This window comes from Halomonas sp. MMSF_3323 (assembly GCF_030733595.1).
Lineage (GTDB): Bacteria > Pseudomonadota > Gammaproteobacteria > Pseudomonadales > Halomonadaceae > Halomonas > Halomonas litopenaei.
Window position 1 is genome coordinate 1 of sequence record NZ_JASHIT010000021.1, and the last position, 22183, is coordinate 22183.

Sequence of the window (22183 nt, forward strand, 5' to 3'; positions counted from 1 at the left end):
GGTGACGGTGTCCACACCCGATCCGGCGGTGACACTGGCCGCTGCGGTGACGGTAAGGTCTCGAGTCACGTCCAGGGTGTTGGCGCCATCGCCCATGGCGATGGCGAGCGAGCCGGCCTTGACGCTGGCGTCGAGGGTGATGCGGTCATCACCACCCGTGGTTTCGACATCGAAGGCGTTGGTAACTGTAAGCGTGTCGCTTACGCTCAGGACGTTATCGCCGGCGCCCAGCGCCAGGCTCAGCGAGCCCGCCTGATGGGTGCCGTTGAAGGTGACGGTGTCCACACCCGATCCGGCGGTGACACTGGCCGCTGCGGTGACGGTAAGGTCTCGAGTCACGTCCAGGGCGTTGGCACCCTCGCCCATGGCGAGGGAGAGCGAGCCGGCCTGGATACTGGCGTCGAAGGTGATGCGGTCATCGCCCTCTTCGGTCGTCACATCAAAGGCGTTGGTTACCGTCAGGCTGTCTTTGACGCTCAGCACGTTATCGCCGGCGCCCAGCGCCAGGCTCAGCGCGCCCGCCTGATGGGTGCCGTCAAAGGTGACGGTATCGACGCCGGTGCCGGCGGTGACACTGGCCGCTGCGGTGACGGTAAGGTCTCGAGTCACGTCCAGGGTGTTGGCACCCTCGCCCATGGCGATGGAGAGCGAGCCGGCCTGGATGCTGGCGTCGAAGGTGATGCGGTCATCGCCCTCTCTGGTCGTGACATCGAAGGCGTTGGTCACGCCCAGTGAGTTGTTGACGGACAGCACGTTATTCCCGGCGCCCAGCGCCAGGCTCAGCGAGTCCGCCTGATGGGTGCCGTTAAAGGTGACGCTGTCCACACCCGATCCGGCGGTGACTTCGGCCAGACCATCGACGGTAAGGTCTCGAGTCACGTCCAGGGTATTGGCGCCCTCGCCCATGGCGAGGGATAGCGAGCCGGCCTGGACGCTGGCGTCGAAGGTCAGGGAGTCATCGCCACCCGTGGTTTCGACATCGAAGGCGTTGGTGACCGTCAGGCTGTCTTTGACGCTCAGCACGTTATCGCCGGCGCCCAGCGACAGACTCAGCGAGCCCGCCTGGTGGGTGCCGTTGAAGGTGACGGTGTCCACACCAGAGCCAGCGGTGACACTGGCCGCTGCGGTGACCGTCAGGTCCTTGGTCACGTCCAGGGTATTGGCGCCCTCGCCCATGGCGATGGAGAGCGAGCCGGCCTGGATGCTGGCGTCGAAGGTGATGCGGTCATCGCCACCCATGGTTTCGACATCGAAGGCGTCGGTCACGCCCAGTGAGTTGTTGACGCTCAGGACGTTATCGCCGGCGCCCAGCGCCAGGCTCAGCGAGCCGGCCTGATGGGTGCCGTTAAAGGTGACGCTGTCCACACCCGATCCGGCGGTGACACTGGCCGCTGCGGTGACGGTGAGGTCTTCGGTTACGCCCAGGGCATTGGCGCCCTCGCCCATGGCGATGGAGAGCGAGCCGGCCTGGATGCTGGCGTCGAAGATCAGGGAGTCATCGCCCTCTTCGGTCGTGACATCGAAGGCATTGGTGACGGTGAGTGTGTCGCTTACGCTCAGCACGTTATCACCGGTGCCCAGCGCCAGACTCAGCGCGCCCGCCTGGTGGGTGCCGTTAAAGGTGACGGTGTCGACGCCGGAGCCGGCGGTGACTTCGGCCAGACCGTCGACGGTGAGGTCTTGGGTCACGCCCAGGGTGTTGGCGCCATCGCCCATGGCGATGGAGAGCGAACCGGCCTGGATGCTGGCGTCGAAGGTCAGGGAGTCATCGCCCTCTCCGGTCGTCACATCAAAGGAGTTGGTTACCGTCAGGCTGTCTTTGACGCTCAGCACGTTATTCCCGGCGCCCAGCGCCAGGCTCAGCGAGCCCGCCTGATGGGTGCCGTTAAAGGTAACGGTGTCGACGCCGGAGCCGGCGGTGACTTCGGCCAGGCCGTCGACGGTAAGGTCTCGAGTCACGTCCAGGGTGTTGGCGCCATCGCCCATGGCGATGGAGAGAGAACCTGCCTGGATGCTGCCATCGAAGGTGATGCGGTCATCACCACCCGTGGTTTCGACATCAAAGGCGTCGGTCACGCCCAGTGAGTTGTTGACGGACAGCACGTTATCGCCGGCGCCCAGCGCCAGGCTCAGCGAGCCTGCCTGGTGGGTGCCGTTAAAGGTGACGGTGTCCACACCAGCGCCGGCGGTGACACTGCCCAGGCCGGTGACGGTGAGGTCTTCGGTCACGCCCAGGGTGTTGGCACCCTCGCCCATGGCGATGGAGAGCGAGCCGGCCTGGATGCTGGCGTCGAAGGTGATGCGGTCGTCGCCACCAGTGGTTTCGACATCGAAGGCATTGGTGACGGTGAGTGTGTCGCTTACGCTCAGGACGTTATCGCCGGCGCCCAGCGACAGACTCAGCGAGCCGACCTGATGGGTGCCGTTGAAGGTAACGGTGTCGACGCCTGCGTTGCCGTCGATTCTCAGGCTCGCCGCCTCGACACTACCCTCGATAGTGACGCTATTGTCACCATCGCCGCCGGCAATGTTGAGTTGCTGGGCGATGTCCAGGCTACCCTGCTGGGTCAGCGCATCATTGCCGGCGCCCAGCGCCACACTCATGCTGTCGGCTTTCAGGCTTGCACCCGCCGCGATCAGTACCGTCTGGCGCTTGTCACCTCCTTCCAGAGTGATATCACCGGCCACTGTCCAGTCACCACGCAATTCGACCTTGGCCTCCGGCGTGTCCCGGAAGGCGGGCTGGTCTTCATCTGGCGTGTCGACCTTCATCACCACATGGCGCGCGGCCTTCACGATGATGTCGTTGGCCTTGAATAGCAGATCGTCGCCCGCGGTCATCAGGATGTCGCGACCGGCATCCAGCGTCACCCCTGCCTCGATGTGCAGGTAGTCTTCGTTGTCATTGGCGTCAGAGGTGTTTTCCCTGGCCGTCAGCACGATATCGCCATCAGCCGAAACGATATCCTCGGTCACCGTGATCGGACTGTTGGCGGTTATCTCGATATCGCCGGTGGCCGTCAGTCCCAGACCATGGATGGTCAGATGTCCGGTGTTGTTGAGGTAGACCTTGCCGTCGCGGGACTGGCCTTCCAGGGTACCGATACGGGAGGTCAGCACCTTGCTCTTGGTACCCACGTCCTTGACCGCGATCAGACGTACCCCGGCGGTCAACAGGTTGAACGTCTCGTTGGCACCCAGGGCGCTGTAGATGGCGCCCTGCGAGAACACGAACGCCAGTGCATCGGTGGAGCCCGCCGGCCCCGCCTGCACGGTTCCCAGCCGCAGATCACCCTTCACCTCACGCACGAACACGGAATCGGCGCTATCGATATCGACGCGCCCCGCGGTGTCATCGGTGACCAGCGCCAGCAGGCGATCGGCGGCGCCGACTCCGCCGAAGCCGGTCTCGAGCTGCAGCGTTTTCGCCTCGATGTCGCCGCGGAATTCATCGGCATGGGTCGCGATGATGGAGTTGAGCGCGCTGAGTTCGACCCGCTCCCCCCCCTTGATATGGCCGACCCTGAGATTGCCATCCACCGCCGCCAGGTAGACGTCTTCGCCGGCATCGACGGTGACGACACCATCGCCGCGCGTGGCCAGCTCGATGGCGTTGGTCGCCTGGCCCACGCTGTCGCCGGCGATCAAGGTGACATTGTTGGCCAACACCTTGAGCAGGTCATGGTTCAGCCCGTCGATGATGCTGCCCGCGGCCTTCAGCCACAGGTCGCCGCGCTCGGTGAACAGGGTCGAGATCGCCAGATCCCCCTCGATCTCGTGCAGCGAGATATCGCCCTGAGCGCGTGCGGTCAGGGTGGCGGCATCGGTCAGGGCCAGCTTGAGCGGTGCACTGGCGCCGGAACCGATCTGCCCGCTGGCCGCTTCCAGCACCAGATCCGAGGTGCGTATGACCAGGTCGGCACCGGAGGACGTGGCCGCCAGGATCGATCCGGACACCTTGACCCTGGCGTCCTGTCCGGCCACCAGCTTGGCCAGGCGAATATCGGTCTCCGACACCACGTAGGCCGAGTTGGCGGCGGTGATAAAGGTATCGCCTGCGTTTTCGATGGCGAAGTCATCGATCAGGTTGATCGAGATGTAGCGAATCAACTGCTCACCGCTACTGACCTGGGTCTGGGGGTCCAGCAACACCGTTGCCAGCTCCACCTGGGCACCAAGCTCGCCGACCACCTCCAGCGCGGTGGACAGCTCCAGCGTGCCGCCGCTTATCGCGGTCACGGTGTAGTAACGTCCATTCTCGGTCACATTGAGCGACTTGCCGGCAAGATCGACGGCCTCGCCCACCTTGAACACGCTGGTATCCCAGCTCTGCCCGTCGGTGCGCACCAGCTTGACCGTGGTCACGCCCTGGTCGCGCTGGATATCAAGGAAGTCCACCACGGCGCTCTGTGGCGCCTGCTTGAGGTAGGTGACATCGGCCCGTTCGGCGGCGGACAGCAGTACCCGCTGCTCGTCGGAGAGCCCGGTCAGCCCACCTGACATGTCGAGCAGCTCGCGTCCGCGGGCCACACCGACACTGTCGCCGGCGATCAGGGTGATATCGCCCCCGGCAATCACGTTGGGTTCCTGAATCTCGGTGCGAGTATCGGTGGTTTCCTGCAACAGGCCCGCGCCGATCAGCGACAGCAGCTCCTGCTCGGTCCACACCTTGATGCTGCCGCGCACCTGCTCCTTCTCTGCCGCGCTAAGGGTGACCTTGAAGCTTGCGTCCTGGTACTCGGTCGCACTGCCGTAGACGTCATACAGCTCGTGGTAGATATCGGTGCGATCGGACTCGATGCCCGTGAGGCGAGCCTCGATCTGGGCGTCGTCGAGACCCTGGTCGGCGAAACGCTGACGATAGGCGTCACGCTCCGCCTGGGACAGCCTGATCACCTGATCGCTGGCGTAGAACGCCACACGCCGGTAGGTCAAGGTGTTGCCCTGGGCCACGCCAGCCCCGGAGGCCAGGATCAACCCTTCTGCGCTGAGGTCGGTCAGACTGTCGATGGTGAAGTAGCTGCCATCGGCCCGATAGAAACGATGCTCGACGCGGGCATCACCGGCGGCGATGTCCGGCGCGCTGAGGCGCAGCTCGTCACGTACTTCCAGGGTGCCGCCGCTACCATCGCTGATCTGACGCACAAGACCGAGCAGGATGGCCCCGCTGTCGACGCTGAGCACACTGTAGCTGGTGCCATCGGCCAAGCCGCCGATCCAGTCGTCGGAGGTTGCCTGGCGGTAGTTCCAGTAGGTGTTGTACTCCTGGGTCTTGCGGGTTGCCAGGTCGTCCTGGGCGTCCTGAATCTTCTGCTCGGCGGCGCTGCCGACCAGATTGAGCTGTGACCAGACGCCGTCACGCAATTGCTCGACCGTACGTTCATCGACCGTGGCGGCGTCATTGCGGTCGAGCAGATTCCCCGCGGCACGCACCCAGACGTCGCCCAGGCGGCTTTCGACCCGTTCGATCCCCAGGTCCCCGCTGAGCTGATCGATGGCAATATCGCCACCGGCCACGGCATTGAGACGGCCATCGGCGTGCTGGGCCAGGGTCAGGGGGGCGGCCAAGGAGCCGATCGCATCGTCGGCCGCCAGACTCAGGTTGTTGCCCTTGACGTGGACACCGCCAAGGGCACTGCCCGCCTTGAGTGAGCCTTCGGCAGACAGGCTGACGTCGCCCCAGCCGCTGTGGGCGCGCAGCACGATCAGGTCAGCGTTTTCGTGCGCCAGATTCAGCGGACCACGCTCGGTCACGGCGTCCACCGTCATGGTCATCGCCGCAGCGCCGCCAGCGCCCTCGATGGACAGGAGCTTCAACGCCGAACCATCACCGATACCGTCCGCTGCGCGCAATACCACGCTGGCGCCGGAGACCCGCACATCACGGGTCGGGTCATTGTAGTGAAGAATCTGGCCATCGCTGTCGATGCGTGTCTCGCCGTTGTAGTTGGCCAGATCCCCGAGCACCACCACGTCGCCCACCGAATCGATATTGATCGAACCCGTAGCCTGGCCGAAGAAGCTGATATCCACCGACTTGTTGGCGGCCACCGAGTGGGTGTGCAGGATCTGACTCGACTGTTCCTGGACGAACTTGGCGTAGTGGGTCTTCTTGCCATACCAGGTGCTGGTCGACCACTTGTCGACGAGCTGCGGATCGGTCCACTCGCTGGCATTGACCTCGCTCTTGTTGTACTGATAGCCGGACTCGCTGCTGGTATAGAAGTAGGACAGCGAATCCTGCAGGCGCCCAGGCGATATCTCGGATTCGCCCCAGTTCAGGGTATCCGGGTCGGCGGCAAAGGCGTCGATTCCCGCCCAGGCGCTGGAGGCGGTCTGAGCATAACGTCGCTTGGAGCTGTCCTGGACCACGCTGAAGCCGTAGCGCACATCACTGTCCGGCGTATAGCTGTAGGTCTTGCCAGGATCGGCGAAGTCGTAGCGATACTCGGTCACCAGGGGATTGGTACTGGAACCCTTGTACTTGTCGGCGATCCGTAGATAGCCCTCGCCATGACGGCTGACGTCGAGATCCCCCACCGCCAGGGTGTAGGAAGTGTTGTTGGTGATATTGATCGCACCATAGCCCCCCAGCACCTCAAGCTTGCCGTTGCCGGTATTGGCGATGTGACCGGTGATATCCAGCTTGCCGCCGCTGATGGCAAGGCCGGTGACCTCTATCTGGCGAGTATGGCCATTGAAGATCACCAGGGCGTCGCCGGAGGACGCCGACAGCGTCAGGTTACCGCTGGAGCCGCTGCGGATGTGGTCGGCGATACGCTGGGCATCGGCGGCGCCGATGGTCAGGTCGTAGCCGTCGACGCCGGCACGAATATAGCCGTTGAGGTTGACGTATTCGGCATCGATGACGATGCTGCGCGCCTCCACTTGTGGGCTCGCGCTAGCGCTGTTGGCGATCGCGGATAGCGCATCAGCGTCCAGCGCCCCTGCGCCATCGTCGCCATCGGCTCGCACCGCGGCAGCATCCGCATTACCCCCGGGGTTGAACTGTGACAGCCCCTTGATCGTCAGTTCGCCCGGCGAGCTCAACAGGATGCTTTCAGCGCGCATCTCGTTTTCCACCGAGATGGATCCCTTGGCGTAGCCGATCAGCTCACCGGAAATATTGCGGGTCAGCCCACCGAACACCAGGCTCGAGGGCGGAGCGGTGTCAAAGATTCGTCGGTCGTAGAGCGACTCCGCGTCGCTGTAGCCAAGCGCCCCCATCAGCACGTCGCGGATCTTCTTCTGGTTGGCGTCGTCCTCGCTGAAGGCAACACCGTAGCTGTTGACCACGGTGATGCGCGGCTGGCCATTCTGAGCGCCAGGGTCTCCCTCCACCTTCAAGCCGGCGCTCACGCTCGCGTTGATGGCGTCGATCTCGGCGCTGGAAGCCACCTGGGTCAGGTTCAGGTAGAGCCCCCCGGTAACCTGGGGAATCTCGATATCGCCCAGTACCATGCGCGAGGGCGCCTTGTTGAGGATGGTGATGCTGGCGTCGGTGGGCGCCTCGACAACGCCGTCACCGCTCAAGTCGTCGGCGTAGACGTAGACCGCCCCCGCCTGGGCCCAGACGTCATCCAGGGTGATGGTCAATTCGTCCACCCGACTGACGATCAGCTGGCCGTTGACCTTCTCGCCATAGCCTTCATCGACCAGGGCCTGCTCGAGGCGCGCGATCTCGCCCTGGTAGAAGTCGACCAGCCGGGTATTGCCGGAGTTGCGATAGACGTTGTATGCCTCGCGAATGCGTTGAAGTTCGTCGACCAGTCCGCTCTGACCCGGAGTGACGCTCACCGCGAAACCAATATCGTCATGGCCGGATTCGGCCACGATATAGTTGCCACTATTGGCCACCTTGGCCGCTAGCTGGTCCTCGAGGGCTGCCATTTCGGCTTCTTTCTGGGTGCGCTCGGCGGGGGTCAGGCTGGTGCTGTTGAGCGCTTCTGCGAGGGCATTGATGCGCGAATTGAGATCCGCGATGTCTTGCTGTTCCTGCGTTACGTCGATCACCCCGAGCACCAGCGTCTTGTGGCGCCCCAGGCCGGTTTCCACCCGGCCGTCGATAATCACGTCGGCGTCGGCGTCGGTCTCGACATCGCCGTCCACCAGTTGAGCGCCGCCGCTGCCGAGGGCGGCGTCGATGGCGCTGCCCACCGCCGACAGCCAGTTGACGCCCTTGGCCCGCGCCTCCATGTCGCTGAAGCCAAAGCGCTCGGTAAAAAGCAGGATATCCCGCGCACCGATGACCTCGGCCCCGCTTGCCACCTCGATGCGGTTGGTCTGGTCCATCTTGGCCAGGGCGTTGAGGTCATCGATCGGAATGATGCTGCCGGCGAAGCTGTCGAGCACCGCGCTGACCGCGTAGCGATCACGCTCGCCCTGGGCACTGCCACCGGCCACGATATCGATATTGCCAAGCGCGGACACCTTGGCACCACCGCGCACGGTGACCCTGTTGTCCGGAGTCACCACCACCTTGGCGCTGCCCACCCCGACGGTGGCCGCGCCATAGGTATCCATCAGCAGGGTCGCCGCCAGGTCGCCGCCGCCACGGGCCGACATCAGCAGTTCGCCCTGGCTGACCAGCTCGGCGTTGCTCTTGATCTCGACGCTGGCGGCCAGATTGGTGGTCAGGATGTCCACCGTGATACCGGCGCCGGAGGCCAGGCCGCCGGCGGTCAGGTTGACCTTCTCCTTGAACACCACCTGGTTCTTCGCCGCCAGGCGCAGATCACCGTCACTGGTGTGCAGGTACGCACCCGCACCGACCACCACTCGGGTATTCAGATCGAGACGGGCGACGCTGGAGGCGCCGGCGCCGGCCACCGCACCACCGGCCACCCCACGGATATTGCCATCGTCGGTGCCTGCCAGACGCTGCTTGTCCAGCCGGGTATCGCTGAATACGTCGATCGCCGCAGCCTTGACCAGCGCCTTGTCACCGACCTCGGCCAGGGTATTGGCGGTAATCCAGTAGCGCGACTCGGCACCGCTTCCGGCGAACACGCCCCCGGAGACACTCATGATGCGGGCGTCGACGTCGAAGCTCTGATCGGCGTGTACGGTCAGCAGGCCGCTGTTGCCGGCAGCCTTCACCAGCAGCAGTTCGGCGGCGCCGATCAGCGCTTCGGTGGTGGCATGCTGGGTGACGTGGGTGGCGGCGCCGGCGCCGGCGGCCACACCGCCACTGCCGGCCAGGGCGTCGAGGGTCGCTTCCAGCTGCCCGTTCGCACGGACGCTGGCGTCTCCGGCGAGGATGCCATTGCCGCTGCCAATGCGCGCACGACTGACGGTGCGCTGATCGACGGTAACCTTGGCGGCACCCGCCGCCACCAGGCCGCCGACGATACTGCTGGACTTGCCAGAGAGGCGCGAGATCAGGTCGCTGGTGACGTCCAGCCGCCCGGCGATGGCAATATTGGTGCTCTCGCGCAGGCTACCGCTGCCGTCCTCCAGGGAGGTGTCAGCGATCTCTGCCACCACCTCGGTGCTGTCCTTGAGCGTCACCAGGGTCGCATCGACGCCCAACAGCGCCCCCCCGGCGGAACCCAGGGCCTCACCGCTCAGACTGTTGCCATTCGCCAGGGTATTCAGGGACGCGGCAACGTCCATGGACCCGGCGGTGATGCGGATATCATGGGCCGCGCTGGAGTCAGGCGTGCCGACCCGCGCCAGCACCTTGGCCTTGAGCTCTCCTTCGACCACCGAGACGCCGATGCCGACGCCCGCCGCCACCGATACCCCCAGGGTCTTGATCTGTACCGCAGGCGTCAGGCTGGCGTTGATGCTCAGGGCGTCAGACAACGAGATCCGCGCGCCGTCACCGATCCACGCCTGCACCTCCTGGGACAGGGTCACCAAGGCCACGTTGGCGCTGCCGCCGGCCATCCCGGCGGCCACCGCCACCACCTCCAGCGCGACCCGATCGATACTCGTGGCCGAGACGTTCAGCGAACCGACGCTCTGGTTCTCGCCCACCCTGGTATGCTCGCCGACCCAGGCCCTCGTCGCACCGCTGATCTCGACGGTGCCCACCGACACGCCTGCGGCCACCAGGCCGATGGCCCCACCTGCAGCCCTCAGTGAATAGTCGCGATCGGCGCTGGCCATAATATCGACGCGATCCGCCGCCTTGATCAGGGTGCCGCCAGCGGCGCTCGTGGCGCCTTCCAGCGAGGCAAGCTGCTGGGTGCGATCCAGCAGGATGGCCACCTGGCCACCCACCGCGATGCTGGGTGCCGCCGAACCGCCATAGGCGCTGATCGACACGTCACCGTCGTAGTCGCTCGCCACCTCGATGGTGTCCGCCGCATCCAGGGTCGAGCCGCGGCCCACCTGGGCGGTCACCGCCCCGTTGAGCTCGACCACCCCCACCGACAGGCCGACACTGGCAACACCGCTGACCGCACCGGAGCCGGTCAGGGTCTGCACCTTGAGGGCTTCGCTGGCCTTGACGCTGACGTCCCCGCCGGCGGTAATCACCACGCCACGTCCCAGGGTCGCCGCGGTGTCACCTACCTTCAGAGGCGACTTGACGTCGAACAGCTTGTCACCCGAGAGACCACCGGTCAGGGTGCTCAGGGCGCTGTTGGTCGAGGTGCGGTTGGCCTTGTTGTGGTTTCCGGCATCGTCGGGACGATCGAAGTCACCGTCGAACGCCGCCTGCTCGTCGCTGTCCAGCGGCGTATCGGTGCCGGAATCAGAGTCTTCGGCCTCGGCCTTCATGGCGAACTCGCCGCTCTGGAAGCCGGCGAAGGTATCGCTCACCAGGTCTTGCAGGTCCTCGACCCGCTCGAAGCTCTCCTCACTCAGCCCCTTGCCCAGACTGATCACCGAGATGGCGCCACTGAGGCTCAAAGAGCCGGAGCCAGCAAAGGCGATCACCGTGGAGTTGAGGGTACGCGACAGCCTGGCCTCGGCGGTCACATCGCCCCCCGCGATGATCTGCGCACCATCCGCCACACTGACACGGGTCTGCTCGCGCAGCACCATGACGTCCACCGAAGCACCGAAGCCCGCCGCGCCGACGGCGGCAGCGCCGACCCCCTGCAGATAGCCGGCCAGGCCACTGCGCTCATTGACCAGGGTGGTGGTGGATGCCTCGAGCAGCACGTCATTGCCGGCGTTCAGTTCGCTATCGCCGGACACCAGCACCTGCGTCACCGAATCCGCCGTCATCACCGATACCGCGCCGGCCACACCGACCGCACCGCCACCGGCGGTGGCTACGGTGATGCCCAGATCCAGGCGCTGGCTTGCCGTCACCGCGATATCATTGCTGGCAGTCACTATTGCCTTGTCCAGCGACACTCGTGCCTCGGGGTTGAGCAACCCCAGCGCCAGCGAGGCGCCAAAGCCGACGGAGCCACCGGCCACCGCACCGACGATAAAGCGGCCGTCCACGTCGTTGTCGGCACGTACCGCCACGTTGGTGCCGGCGACCTCCACGTCCTTGAGATAGGCCAGGGTCTCAAGCGACAGATCGACCACGCTGGCCGATCCCGCACCGGCGACGCCGTTGAGGCCCACCGCCGCCCCCATCACCGTGGACAGGAAGCTCACGTCGGCGCGGGCCTCCACCGCCACGTCGCCACCAGCCTTGACCATCAGGCCGTCGCTTTCAGCCGAATGGTCGAAGCCGTCACCGCTGATGAAGGCCTCGGTCTTGTGCTGGAAAAGGGTGACATCGACACCAGCGGCGCCGGAGCTGCCTCCACTGACCGCCGCCGCGCCACCGCCACTGTCGGCGTCGCCACGATGCAGGGCCCGCACCACCACGTCGGCGGTGCTGTCGATGCGCGCCTTGTCGATGTAGGCGCGGGTCGCGCCGGTGACACCATCCACCACCACATTGGCCGCCAGGGCATTGCCGGCGGCTCCCGCCGCGGTCACCGCCACGCTGGTGAAGGACACCTCGCTGGTGGCCAGCACCACCACACCCTTGTGGCTGTCTGTCGTCCAGCCATTGTTCCAGTCATCGCGCACCGATAAGGCCGCACCGCCGGCGCCGGCGCTGACGCGCGCTCCACCACCGATCCAGGCTTCGGAGGTGCTGCCCAGCAGGTCGACCCCGACACCACCGCCCAGCGCCACCGCACCCACACTGACGGTGCCCAGGGTAATAGTGCTGACGTCCTTGCTGTCGCTGACCACGCTGACGTTGCCGGCGGCATCGACGCTGCCGCCGTCGATGCGCGCGACGCTGGTGTTGTTGATCAACGAGCTGCCGGCGTTGCCGGCACCTGCGCCGAAGGTGCCATAGCTGACACCGGCTATCACGATCAGGTTGGTGGAGCGCGAGCGGGCATCAATGGCGATATCGCCGCCGCTCGAGTCGAGCGTGGCGCCCTGGCTACCGGCCAGGATGCTGTTGTCGATATCCAGGTAGGCCACCGAAAGACCGGCCGCACCACCCTTGACCGCCACGTTGACCTGGGCACTGGCCGCCGAGATCGCGCTGGTGTCGCTGGCGCTTACCGCGATGCCGCCGGCGCCACTCACCTCGGTGGCGCTGTCGCGAATATCGGCGACCACGTCCTTGCGGGTGAAATTGAGCGAGGTGGTACCGCTGAGTGCGGCGAAACCGGCCACGGCACCACCCAGGGAGTAGGCGCTGATGCTCGAGGATGAGACCGCTGAAAGGCTGACCTTGCCGGCGCTGGACGCCACGCTGGCGCCGCCCTTGATCAGCGCGTGGATACGGTTGGCGCTGTCGCTGGTGGGGTCGTCCGGATCACCGCCGATGTAGTTGTAGGCCAGGTAACCGGCAAGGGCGAAGGCCCCGGCACCGGACCCCGCCACGGTAAAGGCATTGAGGCCGAGATCATCGCTGGCCGACAGGGCAATGTCTCCCGTCGCCGAGACCGTGGCCTGGTCGATCACCGCCGTGACGCTGCCGCGCAGCCAGTTGAGCGACAGCGCCCCGGCCACCGCCACCTTGCCGGCACCGGCACCGGCCAGCGCAAAGCTCCAGACCTGGTCGCCCTGCCCAGGCGTCGCCGGGCGATTCTCGTCTGAGTCTTCTGGCGGTATCAGGCTGTCATCGACCTTGACCGAAGGCACATCGGTGATCCGAATCAGCTCGGCCTTGACGTCGACGCGCCCACCCGCCGTTACCTCGGTGCTCGCCCCGAGGATGCTCGCGCTCAGCGTCGACGCCATGTCGTTGGTCGCCGAGGCGCCGGCAAGACCGACGGAGCCGGCACCAGCCGCCGCGCCGGCCACGTTGATCATGATCGGCGCCACCGAGGCATGCACGCTGACGTCACCGGCGCTGGCCATGACCACGGCGCCATTGCCAATCGATGCCAGCACATCGTTCTGCATGAAGTTGATGCCGATGGAGCCGGCCAGGGCCACCGCCCCGGCGCCCGCACCGCCGGCGGTAATGTTGAGCATGCTGGCTTCGGAACGGGCGTCCACCAGCACGTCGCCACTGGTGGCGGTCACACTGGAGGCATCGATCAAGGCGGCGATCTGGCCCACGCTGTAGCCGTGGTCGCTGCGCTCGCCCTGGAGGATGAAGGCGTCTTCGCTGGCGTCGACGTTCTGGTCGCTGGTGTTGTCGACGGTGCGCGAGGGATCGCTGGGGTCGCCTCCCAGATAGTTGAAAGCGATCGCCGCGCCCCCCGCCGCATTGCCGGCACCGGCGGCGCCGAAGGAGAAGTTGACCAGGCCCTTCTTGTCCTGGGCCAGCACGCTGACACTATCAGCGGCGGTGATACTGGCGCCGCCCGAGACTTCGGCCAGCACGCTGGAGCGCAGCCAGTTGAGCCCCACCGCAGCGGAGCCGGCCACGCTGCCGGCGCCCGCACCGGCGATGGTCAGGTTGATCACCCCGGCGGTCCAGTCCATGTTGGACATGTCCCGGGTGGCAATATCCGATGATCCCGTGCTCGGATTGGTCTCGGTGCCCTGGGTCGCCGGGTCCACCTCAAGTCCCAGTGCCGACAATTCCAGCGCGGCGCGACCGCTGCGCTCGGCCAGGCCCGCCCAGACAGCCACGTCACCACCGGCGATCAAGGTGGCCCCCGTCACCCGGGCCACAATGGCGTTGTCGACCTGAACGGTACCGCTGCTGACCCCGCCGGCCACGGTGCCGGCGCCCGCGGCGCCGATGGCCACGACCACCACCTGGGCACTGTCGGTGGCCTGGATGCGAATATCACCGGTACTGCTTTCGACGCGACCGCCGTCGATCAGCGCCTCCACCTTGCCCTTGATCAGATTGACGCTGACGGCACCGGCGAGGCCCACCTTGCCGGCCCCGGCGCCTCCAAGGGCGACTGACACCACCAGGCTGCTGGCCTCGGCGTCCACCACCACATCGCCACCAGCTGTAACGGTGGAGTTCTGGATCAGCGCCTGGCTGTCGTTGTCGATCAGATTGACCGAGACGCTGCCGGCCAGGGCCACCTTGCCGGCACCGGCTCCTGCACCGCTGATCGCCACCAGCTCGGCGCGATCGCGGGTGGCCACCAGCACCTGGCCGCTGGCCGAGACGCTGGTGTTCTTCAGGGAACTACGCAAGGTATTGGCGATCTGGTTGACCGAGACGCTACCGGACCCGGCGAACTTGGTACTGGCGCCGACCCCCAGGGTCAGCGATCGCACCAGACCGGTGTTGGCCGCTACCACCGACACCGCGCCGGCGTTGGCGATGGCACCGCCACTGATCAGGGCCAGCGTTTCATTGGACAGACTGTTGACCGACACCCCGGCACCAAAGCCGGCGGTGCCACCGACACCGACGGCGCCGGCCAGGGTCCAGACGCTGCTGTTGTCCTCGGCGTTGACCGACACGTTCGGCGTCGGTGCAAGGGCGTCACTGCCCTTGGCCAGGAAACTGTCGACCACACGTGCCTGGGTGGAATTGTCGATCAGATTGACCGCGGCAGTTCCCGCAAGGCCAACCCCCTTGGGCCCGGTACCGATACCGGCCGAGCCGGCCAGGCTAATGACCAGCGTATCGCTGAGCGCCTTGACCGAGAGTCCACCAATCACCAGCGACTCGCTGGCACTGCCCAGCGCTTCGACGTGGGCGTCGACGTCGTGGCTGATATCGGCAAAGGCCGCCGCCCCCCCGACACCCGCCTTGCCGCCGCCAGCCACTGCGCCGGCGATCAGTACCGTGTTGGCGGCGTCACGCGCCACCACACTGACATCCCCGAGATCGCCGGACTGGATGTTCAACAGCCCCGCATCGACGGTGCGAGCGGAGGTCAGCACACTGGCCGCCCCGGCCACACCAAAGCCCTTGGCGCCCGAAGCGACGGCGACACCGGCGGCAGCGACCACCGTCCAGCCCTCACGCGCCGCGCTGAGTGCCAGACCGCCCGTATCAAAGGAGGTGACGCGATCGATCCGCGCCCGGGTGATGCCGCTGTCGAAGGCCAGGGCGGCGGCCCCGGCCACCGCCACCTGGGTGCCACTGCTGCCCAGCGACAGCGCCGCGCCACCGGCCAGCATGCCAAGATGGCTGCTGTCCTTGGCGGCCACCGACGTCTTGCCGGTGATCTTCAGCGTCTCGATCCCCTGGATCAGGGCTTCGGTACGATAGTCGGCGATATTCACCACCACCGAACCCGAGACACCGAGGCCGAAGCTACCCTTCTGGTCACCGCCGGACGAGGTGGAAGACGTGCCGCCGCTGCCGCCGGAAGACGCCTTGGCGGCACCGCCGAGCTTGCCACTCAACTCCTTGAGCACGCTGTCATAGTTGCTCTGGTTGTTGGGCCACTTGTTGGGGTCGTCCTTGGTGGCGCTGCCCCCAGCCGAACCACCACCAGCGCCCGAGCCGCTGGCGTCACCGGCCGAATCCAGCCCGCTGGTACCGCTGCTGCCCGCCTTGGCTCCGGCCAGGGCGAGGTTGGCTACCACCCCGCCGTTATTGGCCTCGACCAGCAGATCACCTCCTACGGTGATGTTGCCGCTGGCGCTGGCTGGCGTGGTCACACCACCGATCACCGCTCGGGTGTCGCGCTCCATCACCGAGACCACCGCCGACACACCGACGCCAGCGCTTTTGCCGGAGGCGACGCTGCCGCCGATACCAAAGGCGTAGGTGTCGTCGTTGGCGCCGACCCTGAGCGCCGGCCCACTGGCCCCGTCCACCGAGACGGCACCAATGTTCAGCGATACCCCGTCCTGAATCTGCGCCAGGGTGGTGTTGTCGACGATATTGGCCACTGAGGTGGCGTTGAAGGCGACCTTGTCGGCCTTGCCACCGGACACCGCCGCCCCGATCAGCAGGGTGTCGCTGTCGGCGCGCACGTCCAGACTGCTGGCGACCAGCGCCACACCTGTCTCGATGACCGCACGGGTATCCGCGCCGAGCAGATGCACGCCGATGGAAGCACCGATGGCGCTGCCGTCGGACTGGATGCCGGCGAACCCGGACTTGATGGTATCGATATCGCTCTTGAAGGCGTCACGCCAGGCCTCGGCGCTGGCCTCGTCGGCGCCGGCAAAGGTCGGCAAGCTGAGATTGCCGACCAGCGACAGCAGGTGGTTGTCGCTGCGAGCGATGACCTCGACCTGCTGCTCGTCGCTGGGTGTGACGCTGGCCACATCGGTGGCGCCCCCCAGATTGATCCGGGCACCCTCGCGGATGCGGGCCTCGCTGTCCTGATTGACCAGGAAGACATTGGCGGCACCGGCGATGGCCAGCTTGCCCCCCTCGGCGGTGGCCACGGTCCAGCTGTCGAAGCTGCCGCTGATCCCCAGATTGCCGGTAGTGAAGGCGTTGAGCGCCTCGACGAATTCCTCGATACGGGTCTGCAACGGCGAGCTCAGGGCAGTCCAGCGGCTGTCGTCGCTGAAGTCTTCACTGGCGAGATCCACACCGCTGACGTCGGCCCCCTCGAACTGATAGATCAGGCCGGCCTCGCCCCCGCGCTGGTGGTCATCGGCCACCAGCACCTTGTCGCCGTTGGCCAGGTCTGCCGTACCTTCCGCGCTTGCATGGTCGTAGGTGCCATCGAGTTCACCCAGGGCCTTGCCCGCCACATACAGGTGACGCCCCCACAGGCTATCCATATCGACGCTGTTGAGGCTCTCGGCGGTGACGCTGATGGCATCGCCGGCGTCCAGGTCCACCAGGCCCTCGACCACCGCATCGGCATGGTTGTTCTGCAGCGCAAAGACGAAGCCGCCGGCGACACCGACATCGGCTACCTGGCTGTCTTCCTTCTGATCCTTGGCGCTGTCGGTGCCCTGGACCTCGGACTCCGCCGCGGCGTCTCGCAGCTTGCCGATCAGGGTGTTGCCCAGCACCTTGTCGGTGAAGCTCTCTTCCTTTTCCTTCTTGTTGGGGTCGACGCCGGTAGCGGAGCCCTCTGCACTGACCGCCGGGCGGTGGGCGCTGGTGGCGCTGACACTGACCGCGCCGGCCACCTCGATGTCGCTGCGCTGGGAGGCGATGGCGCCCAGTCGCGTCACGCTGGTGCCAAGGCGGGCCTCGGCACGATTGATGTCCACCGAGACCGCCAGGGCGGCGGCCACGTCCAGGGCGTTCTTCTGCTGGCCCTGGGATTCCTTGAAGTGCTCGCCGATGGAGGCAGGCCCGCGGTCGGCGATGCCTTCCTTGATCTTGTCACCGATGACGCCGCTGAGCGCCTCCTGAAAGTTGCCGATCACCGATGTCGGCGACAGGTCCTCGGCGCTGGCCGTGGCCCCGTCGACAAGGCTATCGGGGCCACCACCGGGGGCGGTACCGGCGCTGGCGCTGGTACCGCCGTGGTCTTCGCCCTGGGAGGTCTCGGCGCTCAGTGTCAGATCGCCGCCCACACTGACGTCACCGGCCAGTTGCGCCTCGGTGTTGCTGGTCTCGACGTTGATCGCCAGGGCGATGCCGACCTTGCCCTTGTCAGGGGCGGAACTGGCGGAGGTCTCGTTTTCCTCCACGCTGGTCGCCGCAACCACCAGATCATTGCCTGCACTCAGGCTGGCGTCTTCCCACACCATCACCCGGGAATCGCTGACCAGCACGCTGACCGCCACCGCGCCGGCCACGCCCTTGAGGCCATCCGGTTCAGCAGAGACGCTCTGGGCGGTGCTGACACTGCTGCTCAGGTTGATGTCATTGGCGGCGCTCAGGGTACCGTGGACGTGCACACTTGAGCGGGTGATCAGGGTGCTGACCGACACACCCAGGCCCCAGGCCTTGCTGGCGCCCACCTCGGTACTGATGTCGAGCTCGGAGGCGACGGTGATGTCCCCGCTGGTGGCGGTGATGACCGCGTCGGAGCCGATATCGATGGCGACCTCGGCCACCATCACCGAGACACTGCCAAACAGCGACAGTCCCTGAAGGAAGTCCAGCGCCGTATCGATGCCCTGGTCGAGGAAGGCCACGCCGGTGCGCAGGTTGAACCAGTCGCGATCGGGATCCACCAGACGCGCATCGATGGTTACGTCCCCGCCCTTGAGCGTGGCCTTGTCGATATCCACCGACAGGTCGAACAGGCCCACGTCGACCAGGCCATTGGCAGGCGCCAGCAGGGGTTGAAACAACTGCGCGCCAAGGTGCAACTCGCCGCTACCGGCATCGATCACACTATCGCCACCGATCGTCAGCTCACGCGCCAGGATCGACAGATCGTGTCCCAGCGTCGGATCACTCATGCTCAGATCGACGTTGTCCAGGGTCAAGGCACCGTCGGCACGTAACTCGACACTGCTGGAGAACGTTCTGGTCACGTTGGACAGGGAGGCGTCGCCATCCCAGTAGCCCACCAGGCTGGCGCCCTCACTGACGGTCACGTCGTCGAGCCGGGCGAGGCTCCCCGCCGCCAGTTCCACCTCGACCTGATCGCCAGGCTTGGCGTTCACGATGGTGTCGGTCGCCGCCTCGGCGATATCGATGGCCAAAGCGCCGGTAAAGGCAGTGGCCGTCAGGGTCTTGTCGGCGCCTCCGGTCAGGCTCAGGCGCGCCGCCTCGATCCCGGACAGCGTGGTTGTGGCCGAACCAACGACCAACCCGCCATCGGTCAGCGTCATGGAGTCGCCCGCCGCCGCCAGCAGGCTGTCGGTGCCGGCGCCGCCGTCGACACTGGCGGCGCCGGACACGACGACGATACGGTCATCGCCACGGCTACCGATCAGGGCATCGCTGCCGCCGGCACTGGCGTCCAGCACCACGCCGGCCCCGCTCAAGGCGGTGCTCTGCCATTTGTCGCCACTGACGCCCATGCCGAGTGCATCGGTCAGGATCTTCGCGGTGGCGTCGGCGCTGACGGCGAAGCTCGCGCTTCCCGTGGTGGTGTCGGTGACCACAAGACGCCCGCTGGCACCATCGAAGCTCGCGGTCAGGCCCTCGACACTGCCGAGCAGCACCAGCAGGTCGCCGAGGGTGCGGGCGTCGGCCACATTGAGCGCCCGCGTCACGCCATTCTGCAGGGTGAAGCTCAGGTGCGCGCCGGAGTTCTCGAGTTCGCTACCGGTGACGTAACGCGCCAGATAGGACTCGTACTCCGCCTGGCTGGCAAAGTCTTCTGCACCGGGAATCGCATCGCCCAGCGCCGAGAGGAAGGTCTCGATCTCGGCGTTGGAGGCGCCGCCAGCGGCCATCAGCGCAGTGACCCGGGTCTGTTCGCCGACCCCGTGCCAGCCGCTGGCATCGAGGGTGTTGGCGCCGGCGTTGCCGACCAGCGTCAGCGCCTCGATATCGCGATAGCTCGACGCGGTCCCGCCATCGATGCTGAAGCTGTCCCCACTCACATTGACGGCGTTCTGGCCATCGGCCAGGACGATTTCCAGACGATCCTGGCCGACGCCGCCGCGGATCTCGTTCTGCCCAGCCCCGGCACGAATGACGTTATCCCCGGCTACCGCCACGAACTGGGTCGTGGCCTCGCCACCGATCATCAGGTCGTTGCCGCTGCCCCCCTGGAGATAGACACTGCCGCCAAAGCCGCTGGCGTCGAGCACGGTGTCGCCAAACTCGGCACGCAGCATGCCGTGCTCGATGCCGGCCAGGCTGTCACGCCCCGCTTCCCGAGCGCGCACCTGGGTCGAGGTCACCGTGGCGCTGGCCCCGGAAGCTCCCAGCGCCAGACCACTGCCGACCAGCGCCTTGGCGAAGGCACCATCGTCGGCCACGGCCATGAAGTCGCCGATAAAGCTGATGCGCCAGCGTACCTGCTGCTCACCAGCAGACTCGAACAGCTCGCGGGCCACCTGCAGGTTGCCTTCGCCCACCGCAGACAGCGCCTCGAGCGCCTGCTGTACCGCCAGGGCGTCGGCGTCCCAGGCCAACGCGTCTGTCTGCTCGCCGGCGAAGTGAAAGACCACCGTCTCGCCGGCGCTGCGCGACCACACCAGCTCGCGCTCCTCGGCGACGTCACCGCGCACCAGGGTGGCGCTGCCGCTGCCGCCGAACAGACGCAAGCTGTGGGAAGTACTGCCCAGCACCGAGTCGCTGCCGCTGCCACCATCGAGGCTGTTGCTGCCGCGATTGCCGAACAGCACGTCGTCGCCGACACCCCCGACCAGGGTGTCGTTGCCACTGCCGCCCAGGAGTACCGCGTCGCCGGCGCCGGCCTTGAGGGTGTTGTCACCGGCGACGCCTTCCAGCTGAACCGAACCGCTGAACGCAGAGGCGTCCAGCATATTGGCAGAAGCACCGCCCACCAGGGTGGCGAGTTCGACGTCGCCCAATACCCAGTTGGTCCAGCCGGTCACGCTCAGCGCGGTATCGGTCAGGGTCATGTCGGCGTCGGCGCTGGCCTCGATGCGGTCGTTGCCGCCACCGGCCTGGACACTGCCGCCCCCGGCGCTGAGCACGAATCGGTCATCCTGCGCGCTGCCGACAAGTTGGCTATTGCTGGCGCCATCCAGGCTCTGGAAGGTCACGCCGGAAAGCGAGTAGCCGCTGGCATTCAGCGTCTGGCCGGTCCCCGCGGCGGACAGCACCAGTTCCACGGGCTGGCGCTGGAAGCTCAGGCTGCCGTCGCCAGTGGTGATCGTGGCGGTGGCGCCAGCGCTGGTCAGGGAGATGTCCCCGGATGCGCGCTGCACCACATAGGTCAGCTCGGCCTCCTCGGGGGTGAACTCACTGCCCAGCTCGCTCTGTTCGAAGCGATCGCTGCCGCTCACCGACACCAGGGTACTGCGACCGGCGCCGGCTTTCAGGGTATCGTCGCCGCCGCCCCCGACGATCAGGTTGTTGCCATTACCCCCGTCGAGGATAGTGTCGACCTGCGAGGTGACATCACCGATCAGGCGGTCGTCGCCGCCGGTACCGATAACGTGATTGAAGCCGTCGATACCGACGAAGCCGGTGGCCTTGCCGGTCCCCAGATCGACCTCTACCGAGGTGGAGAAGTCGCTGAAGTCGAGGATCTGGCCGGCCCGACCGTCGAGTCGGTCGATGCCGTTGAACGCGATATTGCCAAGCCCCAGACTGCCCTCGTCGTAAAGCGACCAACGCGCCCCGTCCTGGCTGCTCGAGAGCCGGTGCTGGGCGGCATCGTCCGTGGCTGACAGCACGCCGTCGTCGCCCTGGCGATAGGAGGCGGCGTTCACCGTCTCGATGCCCGTGAAACTGAGCCAGCTATCGTTGCGCGCCGCCGTGGTGGTGCTCGACCAGTCCACGCTGCCCGCCCCATCGGCGCTCACCTGCCACTCGGTGTTGCCCTGGATGCCCTCGATGCGATCATCGCCCTCGCCCCCCGCGAAGGTGATGGTCAGCCCCTGGCTATGCTCGAGTGCCAGAACGTCGTCGCCGTCGCCGCCCTGGAAGCTCACCAGCAACCCATCCGCCTGGCCCAGCAGGCTCTGGTCCACGCGCAGGATGTCCTGGGCGTCGCTGCCCTGGATGACCACGCCGCCACTGGCCTTGGCCTCATCGAGGCCGCGTGAGGCCACCACCTGACTGACGCCTTGCTCGTCGAGTTCGACCACCTGCAGCACCTGCTGCTGGTTCTCCTCGACCACCCGCAACGTCATCTCGGCGCCACCGGCCACGCTGGCAGTCAGCGGGTCCGCCGACATCAGCATGCGTGGCTCGAGTCCCTCGAACACGAACCGGGACGGCTCTGCCTGGGCACGACGAGCACGCCTGGGCTGGCGGAGAAGACGAGCGATCAATTCGGACAGAGGCTTGCGCTGGTGGCGACTCATGGGGGGACTCCGGTGGCGAAAAACGTCAAGAGGCGCATCGCGGCGACGATACGCCCCC

General features: G+C 66.4%; 1 protein-coding gene. It reads right to left on the bottom strand.

Annotation, left to right across the window (positions count from 1 at the left end):
- A partial coding sequence (locus tag RBB39_RS11990; RefSeq protein WP_306169106.1) for an LEPR-XLL domain-containing protein occupies nt 1-22125 on the bottom strand: 22125 nt, incomplete at its 3' end.
- Nucleotides 22126-22183: the final 58 nt, after the last annotated feature.